This window comes from Fodinicola feengrottensis (assembly GCF_010993775.1).
GTDB lineage: Bacteria > Actinomycetota > Actinomycetes > Mycobacteriales > HKI-0501 > Fodinicola > Fodinicola feengrottensis.
Window position 1 is genome coordinate 26,319 of record NZ_WOTO01000078.1, and the last position, 10,318, is coordinate 36,636.

Consider the following 10,318-nt stretch of genomic DNA (forward strand, 5'->3'; position numbering starts at 1 on the left):
GCGGCGGCGGCCGTGGGTGCCGGATTCCTGCTCTATCCGCTGACCGCTCCCGGCTGGGCGCTGGGCTGGTTCGTGGCCGCCAACCTGCTCGCGAGTTTCGCCATCATCACCGCGAACATCGTGCAGACGAGCTGCCGACAGCGGCTCTGCCCGGCCGGCCTGCAAGCCAGGGCCAGCTCGATCATGACGATGGTGATGGGGCATGCTGCCGCTGGGCAGCCTGCTGGGTGGCGCGCTGGCGAGCGTCTTCGGGCTGCGGGCGACGCTCACGGTGGACGGGATCGGCGTCGCGTTGTCGATCCTGCCGCTGCTCCTTTCCCCGTTGCGTACGATGCGCGCGCAAAATTCCGGGACAGACAAGCAAAACCAGGAGACCAGTTTGGGGAGCCACTGAATTCCCTTATTTTGCTCTTTTTGCTCGCAAGGTTTCGGTGTCTTTTCAGGGAACCTGTTGCAGACTGGTGATCTCCCCTGGAGTACGGTCTGTCCGTCATGCCACCGCATTCCGCCCGGCCTGGCCGGCACACCCAACTCTCCCGGTGGGTTGTGAACCCCCGGGAGACAGGCGTGCGCGAATTCCGGACCGGTGGTGGTCAGTGATCCGGGTGCTGGTGGTCGATCTCGATGTTCTTGTCGCTTCCCTGCACGCCGGCTTCGTCGACGCCGTGCCCGGGTTCAGCGTGCTCGGCACCGCGCATTCCGCGACCGAGGCGCGTGGCCGGATCGCCGAGCTGACACCGGATCTGCTGCTGCTGGATCTGCACCTGCCCGACGATTCCGCGCTGCGGCTGCTGGCCGAGATCGAGATCGACACCATGGTGCTGACCGCGGCGGCCGAGTCCACGACCGTCCGGGCGGCATTGCGGGCGGGAGCTCTGAATTACCTTTTGAAACCATTCACCGCCGCCCAGCTCGGCACCCGCCTCACCGCCTACGCGCGTTATCAGGCCCTCCTACAGGGCAGCCAAACCCTGCGGCAAAACGACATTGACCGGGCCGTGCGGGCGCTCCACGACAACGACCGGTCCAGCACCGCGAAAGGCCAGTCGCCGGTCACCGCCCGACTGGTTACCGACGCGTTGCGGCGGGCCGGCCGGCCGCGGTCGGCGATCGAGATCGCCACCGAGCTGGGCATTGCCCGGGCCACCGCACAGCGCTATCTGGGCGCTCTCGCGGAAAGCGGCGAGGCCCGCATCGGCGCATCGGCCTGCGGTACGGCGCCACCGGCCGGCCCGAACACGAATACAGCTGGTTGGGCGAGGAGATCCAACTGGCCGACCCGCCCGCCGACAGCACCGCTGTCGAGGATCTGGCAGGCCGGCCAGAAGGTTCACCCGGCGTTAGCTGATCGCGTACGCCCGGATGATCGTCACCTTGCCGGTGTTCCCGGCACTGTCGGTGGCGGTCGCCCGCAACGACACGAATCCGCTGCCCGGGTTGGCAACGGTTGCGGCCCAGGCTTTCGGGCCGTTCGCATTCACCGCCGCCGACTGCCACGTTTTCCCGTCATCGGTGGAAAACTCAACGGTCACACCGGTGACGGAATTCGCCGTCACCTGCTGGTCCACCACGATCGGAATACTGAATCCGGCACCTGCCGGCGCGGTCCCGTGGTCATCGGTTTTCGGGGCGAACCGCGGCGCGAGCAGCGGCAGCGTGTACCCGTTCGAACCAGTGACCTTCTTCGACCGGAAAGTCAATTCGCCGCTGACCGAAGTGGACAGTGCGCCAAGCGACTGGCTCTGCGTCACGACCATCCGGTACGAAGCGTCGGCCGAAGGCGCGTGATAATCGATATATCCAGGCCCGTCGGCGACTTTCACTCCGTCCTTGTAGAGAACGGCGCTTGCGCCACCTGTGAAGAGAATCCCGCGATAACGTTGGTCGCCCCCGGAGAACATCGGCGGTTGGGAAACCAGGTCGTCCGCGAGCTGCCCACTGCGCAGCGGCGCATCCGGCCCGTCCGCGAAGAAACCCGGTCCGAGAGCTGGCGCGTTGGCCACGTCGGTGAAGTCACCGGCCACGACCGGACCCGGTTCGCGCAGGAACGACGCGACCGGCTGCCCGTCGGGTGTGTTGAGCTGGGCCAGCAGAGTCCAGCGCTGCGCCCCTGGACTCAGGTATTCGGTCTGCACGCCCGGTTTCGTGGACGCGGCCCCGGTCGGGAACTGGAACGGAACGACCCCATCCGGCAGCGAGAAGACCGCGGCCCGCAGCGCCTGGCCGGAGAACATCGTCGGCAGCACCTTCTGTCGCACTCGGGAAAGCCCGGCTTTCTTGGCATGCAACAGAACCCCGGTCGGCATCCGGCCCGCGGTCAGTTGCGCCAAGTGGTACGCGTACGCCGAGTCGACGAAATCGCCGGCCGGGCCGGGATCCGCCCAGTCACTGGTCACCACCTGGCTGTAAAGCGCGGCCGGGGCAGCTGCCCCGATCGTGCCGGTCAGCAGGTGAGCAGGATCCTCGGCACCGAGTCCGGTGCCGGCCACCGACCCACTGGACGTATAGAACGTGCCATTGGTCCCGATGCTCATGCTCTGCGCACCGGCTTGGTCCACCGTGACGTCGGCTGGCTTGGCCTTGCGCGTGTCCATCACCACCGTCAGGTCGTGGTTGACGGTGAGGTAAGGCGCTATCAGGTCAACAGAGCTGCTATCGGACTCGAACGTCAAGACCTCGGCCGCATACTGGCCCTTGGGCAACCGGACACTCGCGGTGCCATCCTGATCGCCGTCGGAGGGGAAACGGGTGACATCCTCGCCGTACGCCACGAATCCGAGTAAGTAGTCCGCCGGCGGTGGCCCGCCGTCCCGGCCAATCGTCTTGATCGTCAGGTTGTAGCTCTCGACCTCGCGGTTGACGGCGATCGGCGTACGGACAGACTGCCCGTCAGTCGTGTTGGCGATGATTCCGCCGGTGTATTCGCCGTCCTTCCCAGCCACCGCGGTGTTCGTGGTGAAGGTCGCGGCGGCGTCAGCTCCGGCCGGCACGGTCAGCGTTTTCGGGGTCACCGCGAACATCGCGGCTGGCGCTGACTTGCCATCCGGCCCGCGTACGTCCGTGGACAACGCCAGCGTCAGCGGTGTTTTTCCGTAGTTGTGGTAAGAAACGGACTGTGCGGCCGGCTTGTCGTCGTTATGCGGCCACACCTGCGTCGGCACCGAAACGCTCGGCGGGTTGGCCACCAACTGCTGACCGACCGCGCGGCCGATGTCCAGGCGTCCCGCGCCCTGCGCGAAAACACTCACCTTCGGCAGGGTTTTCGCGGACGCCATCAAGGCCGCCTTCAGCTGCTGGCCGGTCCAGTCCGGATGCTCGCCGGCCAGCACCGCGGCGGCACCGGCCACGTGCGGGGTAGCCATCGACGTGCCGTCCAGCGCCACATATGCGGGATTGTCACTCGGATTGCCAATCACGCCGTTTTTCGCTTTGGCGGCAACGATACCGACGCCCGGCGCGACGATGTCCGGCTTCAGCGCCTCGTCGAGCTGGCGCGGGCCCTGGCTGGAGAAGGGCGCCAGCTGGTCCTTCCCGTCCACGGCACCCACGGTCAGCGCCTGGTCAGCCGACCCAGGTGAGTTGACCGAGCCGGCGAACCCGTCGTTTCCAGCCGCCACCACGAAAAGCGTGCCGTTCTGCGAGCTCAGCTGGTTCAGCGTACTGACCAGCGGATCGCCCCGTCCCGAGGCCGGTCGCCGCCGAGGCTCAGGTTGACGACCTTGGCCTTGACCGTACGAGCCGCCCACACCATGCCGGCCAGAATCGCAGACGTGTCGCAGGAGTCGCCGTCACACACCTTCCCGACGGCGATTTTCGCGCCAGGGGCCACCCCGGAATATTTGCCGCCAGACGCGGCCCCCGAACCAGCCGCGATCGAGGCCACGTGGGTGCCGTGGCCGAAGGTGTCGTCGGCGCTCGCCGCGTCGGTGAAGTTCTGTTGCGCGGTGATTTTCCCGGCGAAGTCAGGATGAGTGGCGTCGATGCCGCCATCCAGCACCGCGACTGTCACGCCGGTCCCGCTATATCCGGCTTTCCAGGCCGTGGGGGCACCGATCTGGTTGAGGTTGTCGCTGACGTCGTTCAGTTTCAGCTTGCTGTCCAACCAGATCTTTCCAGCCGACTTCGCGCTGTTCCAGAATGCGGTGGCAGCGGACTTCTGTTCGCGTACCGCCGTCACACCAATCTCCGGCACATTCCGCCGCCGCAGCTGGGCACCGACCAATTTCGGCTGGACTTTCTGGTCGTGCTGCACAATTACCGGCAGCGTCGCGCTGTGGGCGTCGTCATATCTGTACGACACCAACGCGTCGACGTCAAACAGTTCCCGGTCGAGTTTTCCAGCCGTCACCAACCCAGCCGCGTCAGCCGGAATGACGTAATGGTGTTTGCGTTCCACCTGACGGAACATCGGGATCTTCTCCCGGCCTTTGGCCGGACGTACGCCGGTCACCGTGCTGCCGCTCAGCTGCACCTTGTCGCCGGTGATCAACGTGATTGTCTGGGCCGGCTGGGAAGTTCGTGCAGGAGCGGCGGTCGCCGCCGCTCCCCCGCTGGTCGCCAATAACGCTAAAACGGTGGCCGCGGTGACCGCGTATCTCTTCCGTGCTCGCATCCACACTCCCTAAAACAGGCAACGTCATTTACACCGATGCCTGGGAGCGGGTGTACGGCCTCACCTCAACCCAGTAGTGGCCCGATCCGGCCGTCGCTCGGGCGTACGAGCGCGCCGGGCGCGAATCAATCGCCAGGCCAGGACGGCGACGAGGATCAGGATGATCAACGGCAGGCCGAGCAGCCCCAACAGCCGCTGCGCGCTCTCGTACGCGGCACCGGCCACATAGCCAATCGTGGTCACGCCGGTCCCCCATACCACCGCACCCGTCACGTCGTACCCGGCGAACCGCCGGTACGGGACGCCGGCGCGGCCGGCAAGTCGGGGCACCAACGTACGTACGACGGCGACGCAGTGCGCGGTGCCCACGGCCCACCGGGCCCGCTCGCGAAGGCCGGCCAGCAGCCGCTGTTCGCGCTCGGCACCGACCTTGCGATCGATGATCCTGGTCAGCCGCCCGGGTCCGGCAGTGGTCGCCCGCCAGCCGCGCCAATACCCGTACTGGCTACCGACCGCAGTCGCGACCACCGCGGTGACGATCGCGATCGGAAGCGGAAAAAAAAGCGCCGCCCCGGGCGAAAAGCCCGAGCGCCATCGCCACGCTCGCGCCGGGCAGCACGACGCCGATGAGCAGGCCGGACTCGGCTGTCAGCCAACCGGCGGCGAGCAGCAACACGACCGGTGCGGGCAGCACCTCGAGCAGACCGGAGAGCAGGCCGGCGATGGTCAAGACTTCGGACCCCCCGCGCGAGGTAGACGACCGCGGGCGGCACATTGCGCCAGACCGTACGGGACACCTCGACCTCGTCGAAGGCGGCCCGCAGGCCCGCCAGCAACCGGCGAGCCGGCGGCGCCCACCGGCTCCACGTGTACGCGAACTGGGTGAACGTGCCGTTCGGAGCCAACGAGCCGGCGATCGTACGGATCAGCGGACCGCTGTAGGCGGCCCAGGGCAGTCCGCTGACCACCGCGTCCGCCGCCGGCAGGTCCCGGTCGGCCAGCACTTGGCACAGGTCGTTGGCATCCGTACGGACGACGTCGACCTCCGGATAGCGCGCAGTCAGCACGTCGGCCATCACGTCGCTGAGCTCGATCGCGAGATGCCGTCCGCGACCGGCCAACTGCCGCCGGATCGCGCCGGTGAAAGCGCCGGTTCCCGGCCCAAGCTCGACCACCACAGGCACTACGGACTCGGCCATTGCCGCGATCGGCGCGGTCATCGCCGCCGCGAGGGCCGGCGAACTGGGCAGCACGCGCGGCGGTGGTGAGCGGCGAACGGACGAACTCGCGCAGGAACAGCCGGGCATCCGAGGATGGTGCGGTCATGGGGAAAACCTAACCGGCTGCCGCCGCGCGCACATCAGCCGGAATGATTACGGCAAAATCCCGCTACAAGGGTTCGCGCGGTAGCTACCGTACGTCCATGCTGATTCCACCCTTTTCGCATCCCTACCGGCAAGCGTCTGCGGCATGATTCGTCGTCTCGCCCTGCTGGGAGCCACTGTCCTGACCGCTTGCGCGGTGCCGGCCGCCGCGGCCAGCTCGCCGGTCCTTGAGGCCACCGCCACGTACCAGAATCCGCCCACGCTGCCCGGCGGTGGCGTGCTCGGTGGCTTCAGCGACATCTATCCGGCGGGCACCAGCGGAAAGACGTTCTGGGCGATCACCGATCGGGGACCGAACAACTCCGACGGCGACAACCCGATCTTCGTCGACCCGACCTTCACCCCGGAGATCCTGCTGGTTTCCCGAGACGGGTCGAAACTGACGATCCAGCAGCAGATCCCGCTGCGTACGCCCGACGGCTACACCGACCCGGTGACCAAGACCCGGCTGATCACCGGCCTGCCGAACCTGCCGCCGACCGACGACGCGCCGGTCGACGTGCACGGCAAGGCGCTGCCGCTGGACCCGTACGGCGTCGACACCGAGGGGTTGGTACGAGCACCGAACGGCACTTTCTGGATTTCCGAGGAAAACCGGTCGAGCGTGCTGCACGTCGACGCCGACGGCACGGTGCTGTCCCGCCTCGTACCGTCGAACCAGACGACTTACCAGGCGCCGGGCGTGACCGTGCTACCGATCCTGCCGGCGATCGTCAGCACCCAGAAGCCGAACCGGGGTTTGGAGGGCCTGGCGATTTCCGCCGACGGCAACACTCTCTATGTGGCACAGCAAAGTCCGCTGAACAACCCGACCACCAGTGTCAGCAAGAAATCCCGGAATCTGCGGATCTATCGGCTGGACACCAAAAAGCCGAGCGTCACCGGAGAATTCGTGAACGTACGGGACAAGGACAACTCCGACGACGGCGACTGGAAGACCTCGGCGATGGTGTGGCTGTCGCCGGACCGGCTGTTGATCGAGGAGCGCGACGCCGAACAACCGACTGTCCACACGTTGCTCTATGCGGTGGATTTCGGCCACGCGACGAACATTCTCGGCACCCACTGGGACACCAGCGACACTCCGACGCTGGAACAGCTCGGCCCGTCCGACCTCGCCGACAACGGCGTGGTGTCGGGCAAGAAGACGCTGGTTTTCGACGCCAAGAAAGCCAAACTCGGCAACGGCAAGATCGAGGACCTGGCTCTTACCCCGGACGGCGGCAAATCACTGCTGACGTTGATCAATGACAACGACTTCGGCGTCGACAGCATCACATCGAACGGCACCGTCAAGCTCAACAAAATCCCGACCAGGCTCGACTCGTACCAGATCGACACGCCCTAGCCTGAGTTTCCCTGCTAGCTGATCGTTCGGCGTGTTTTGTGTTGTGGTGTTTGGGTTGTAGGCGTCGATGGTGTATTACCTATATATGCCGTCGATCGTAGGGAAGCGCCAGGCGGGGAAGACGTACTACTACCTGGTCGAGTCCGCGCGGGTGCAGGGCAAGCCGCGGATCGTGTCGCAGCAGTATCTGGGCAGCGCGGAGGAGGTGGTGGCCAAGCTGACCGACGCGGCGGCCGGTGAACCGGTGCGTAGCGAACACAAGGCGTTCGGGGATCTGGCCGCGGTGTGGTCGATGCTGGAGCGACTGGACGTGGTGGGGACGGTCGATGGTGTGGTGTCGCGCCGGGCGGACGCGCTGGCCTCGGTGGGCACGTATATCGCGTTGGCGACGGCGAACCGGATCGTGGCGCCGTGCTCAAAGCTGGCGTTCGCCGATTGGTGGGCCTCCACGGCGCGCGCGCGGTGGCTGCGGCTACCGCGCGGCGCGACCGACCATCGCCGGTTCTGGAACGCGATGGATCGGTTGTCGGTAGCCGACCTGCGAGCGATCGAAACCAAGTTAGGGCGGCGGATCGTCACCGAGTTCGGGCTGGACCTGACCGGTTTGGTGCTGGACATGACCAACTTCGCCACCTTCATCGACTCCGGCAACGAGAAGGCGCCGATCGCGCAGCGGGGCAGGGCGAAGCAGAAGCGGGTGGACCTGCGGCTGGTTGGGCTGGGCCTGGTGGTCACCCGCGACGGCGGGGTTCCGGTGCTGTCCCATACCTATCCGGGAGACCGGCCGGATGTCACCCAGTTCAGCGCGATGATCGACGAACTGGTCGCCCGGTACCGGCAGCTGACTACCTCCGTGGAGTCGCTGACGATCGTCTACGACGCCGGGCAGAATTCCGCCGACAACCACGAACTGGTGGAGGATACCGGGATCGGGTTCATCGGCTCACTGCCACCGAGCGACCATCCGGCGTTGCTGGCGATACCGAAATCCCGGTACCGGCCGGTCGACGCCGACGGTGACGCCGGCCGCTATCGCGGCCTGACCCATGTCGACACCACCGTCACCGCGCTGGGCGTGACACGCCGCGCCGTGCTCACGCATTCGACGACGCTGCACGCCAAACAGGTTCGTGGCCTGGACCAGACGCTCGCCACCGTGACTGGCAAGCTCACCGCTTTGCAGGGCCGCCTGGCGCGCGGGCGCACCCGCAAATCCCGTGCCGCAGTCCAGACCGAGATCGCCACGATCTGCCGACACCGCTGGGTCAGCGACATCATCACCACCACGCTGACCGGCGACAAACCGGCTGAGCTGCGGCTGACCTGGCGCACCGACCGGCGTGCCCGCACCCGCCTGGAGAACCGGATCTTCGGCAAACGGATCCTGTTCACCGGCCACGACGACTGGCCCGTCACCGACATTGTCGCCGGCTACCGCTCCCAATCCGACGTAGAAGCCGGATTCCGTCAACTCAAAGACACTCACGTGGTCTCCTTCAGCCCCATGCACCACTGGACCGACCAGAAAATCCGCGTCCACGTGTTCTACTGCGTCCTGGCCCTAACCATCGCCCACCTCATGCGCCGCGAAGCCGAACACGCCGATATACACATGTCCGTCCGCGAACTGCTAAACGAACTATCAGGAATCCAGGAAACCGTCCTGCTCTACCACGACGGCAACAAAGGACGCCCTCGCGCCAAACGCATGCTCACAGACATGACCTGGACCCAACAAAAACTCGCCGACCTGTTCAACATCCACCACTACGCACCCACCCGCTGACACGACTTAGGTAATACACCCAGCCACCATCCAGAACCCACCTGACCAGGCAAAACACCACCCAAGATCAACTAGCGAGGAAACTCAGGCTAGGCAGTGTCTGGTTAACAGGGCCCCGGCAGCGTGTTGGGGTCGGTTTTGGGGTCGTACGCCTTGGCGGCCGGCGCGTCCGCGTGACCGTCGGCCGCGAGCGGCGCCAGCGCGAGGTAGCCGCGGCCGAACTGGTTGCAGTCTTTGTTGTACGCGTAGCTGTTGCCGCCGCCGGTTCGCAGGCCGCGCTCGGTGGCCGCGACCTTCGCCTGCTGATACCACTCGTACGTCTCGACTGTGTGCACGATCACCAGGTTGCTGCCCAGCGGCGGGCTGCCCTTGGGCTTCCCGCCGGCCCGGTCCAGCGGATAGACCCAGGTGTAGTTGGCGCTGATCACCAGCTGCCCATCGGACCCGACGGACACCGACATAGTGCCGGAGACCCGGATCTCGTCGACGGCGAGCTTCGCGGTCGGGGCCAGCCGGGTCACATAGCTGAGCGCCCCGCCGCCCTTCTGCACGGCGCTGGTCACCATCGGCTGCAGGCTGGGCGCCAGCTTGGCCAGATATCCGCTCAGGTCGCCGCGCTGCAGCATCGCCGGATCCAGCCGGGCGGCGACCAGTGTCTGCTTGGTGAGCTGGGTGGCCGTACCCACGTCGGCGGCCGAGTACGAGCCCTGCTGCTGTGCCGCCGGCAGCTGGATGCCGGCGTCACCAATCGCGAAGGAAGCCGCCGGCGTGCCGGCGAACAGGCTGGCCGCCTGGCTGCTCGACATCGCGACCGGGGTGTTCGCGGACCCGCCGCTGCCCCAGACCAGGTTGCGCACGACCGGGGCCAGCAGCAGCCCCACGACCAGGGCGGCGGCCACCGCGACGATGGTCAGCCGGGTGACCTGGCGACGCCGACGACGGCGCTGCGTGCGGCTGCCGGGGTGCTCGCTCGGATCCAGCTCGGAGCTCTGGCTTGGGTCGACCGGCATCGCTGGTGCTGCGCTCCTTCCGCTGGCCAGGGTTCACTCGTAGCCGACGGTAACACCCGGGTGGCCGATGCGGAAAAAAACGTCTCAGAGAAAGCGGACGGCCCCCGCGTACTGGTCGGCGTACCGATGCTGGTCGACCTTGACGATCTCCAGTGGGCCTCTCCTGGGTCTCGCTGT

The 10,318-nt window shown here is 66.6% G+C and carries 8 protein-coding genes and 1 pseudogene; 4 read left to right on the top strand and 5 right to left on the bottom strand.

Features of this window, described 5'->3' with window-relative positions:
- Nucleotides 1–32: 32 nt before the first annotated feature.
- Nucleotides 33–185 (bottom strand): hypothetical protein, encoded by a 153-nt coding sequence (locus GNX96_RS43650; protein ID WP_163573358.1) that lies wholly within the window; start codon nucleotides 183–185, stop codon nucleotides 33–35.
- A 17-nt stretch (nucleotides 186–202) separates the two neighbouring features.
- Here GNX96_RS43650 and GNX96_RS43655 point away from each other — a divergent pair, with 17 nt between their 5' ends.
- On the top strand, nucleotides 203–394 hold the full coding sequence (locus GNX96_RS43655) for a hypothetical protein (RefSeq protein ID WP_163573359.1): 192 nt from the start codon (nucleotides 203–205) through the stop codon (nucleotides 392–394).
- Between the two features lie 271 nt (nucleotides 395–665).
- Complete coding sequence (locus GNX96_RS66580) at nucleotides 666–2,783, top strand: response regulator (RefSeq protein WP_390624313.1); 2,118 nt, start codon at nucleotides 666–668, stop codon at nucleotides 2,781–2,783.
- A gap of 498 nt (nucleotides 2,784–3,281) precedes the next feature.
- Here the strand turns inward: GNX96_RS66580 and GNX96_RS43670 are convergent.
- The 3 genes and pseudogenes from GNX96_RS43670 to GNX96_RS43680 all read right to left on the bottom strand — a co-directional run.
- Nucleotides 3,282–4,612, bottom strand: a pseudogene (locus tag GNX96_RS43670) (S8 family serine peptidase); the annotation flags it as partial.
- A 60-nt stretch (nucleotides 4,613–4,672) separates the two neighbouring features.
- Nucleotides 4,673–5,140, bottom strand: coding sequence for a DedA family protein (locus GNX96_RS43675; protein WP_279583099.1), 468 nt, complete (start codon nucleotides 5,138–5,140; stop codon nucleotides 4,673–4,675).
- A complete protein-coding gene (locus tag GNX96_RS43680) occupies nucleotides 5,062–5,919 on the bottom strand; it encodes a class I SAM-dependent methyltransferase (RefSeq protein WP_279583100.1) in 858 nt (285 codons plus the stop codon). The genes GNX96_RS43675 and GNX96_RS43680 overlap by 79 nt, the downstream gene beginning before the upstream one ends.
- 163 nt (nucleotides 5,920–6,082) lie before the next feature.
- On the opposite strand from GNX96_RS43680, the gene GNX96_RS43685 reads away from it, so the two are divergent.
- Both GNX96_RS43685 and GNX96_RS43690 read left to right on the top strand, forming a co-directional pair.
- A complete protein-coding gene (locus tag GNX96_RS43685; RefSeq protein WP_163573362.1) occupies nucleotides 6,083–7,345 on the top strand; it encodes an esterase-like activity of phytase family protein in 1,263 nt (420 codons plus the stop codon).
- Between the two features lie 85 nt (nucleotides 7,346–7,430).
- Nucleotides 7,431–9,131, top strand: a complete 1,701-nt coding sequence (locus GNX96_RS43690; protein WP_163573363.1) for an IS1634 family transposase — start codon at nucleotides 7,431–7,433, stop codon at nucleotides 9,129–9,131.
- Between the two features lie 104 nt (nucleotides 9,132–9,235).
- On the opposite strand, the gene GNX96_RS43695 is transcribed toward GNX96_RS43690, so the two are convergent.
- The gene (locus GNX96_RS43695; RefSeq protein WP_163573364.1) at nucleotides 9,236–10,141 is read right to left on the bottom strand and encodes a hypothetical protein; all 906 of its coding nucleotides are present in this window, start codon (nucleotides 10,139–10,141) and stop codon (nucleotides 9,236–9,238) included.
- Nucleotides 10,142–10,318: the final 177 nt, after the last annotated feature.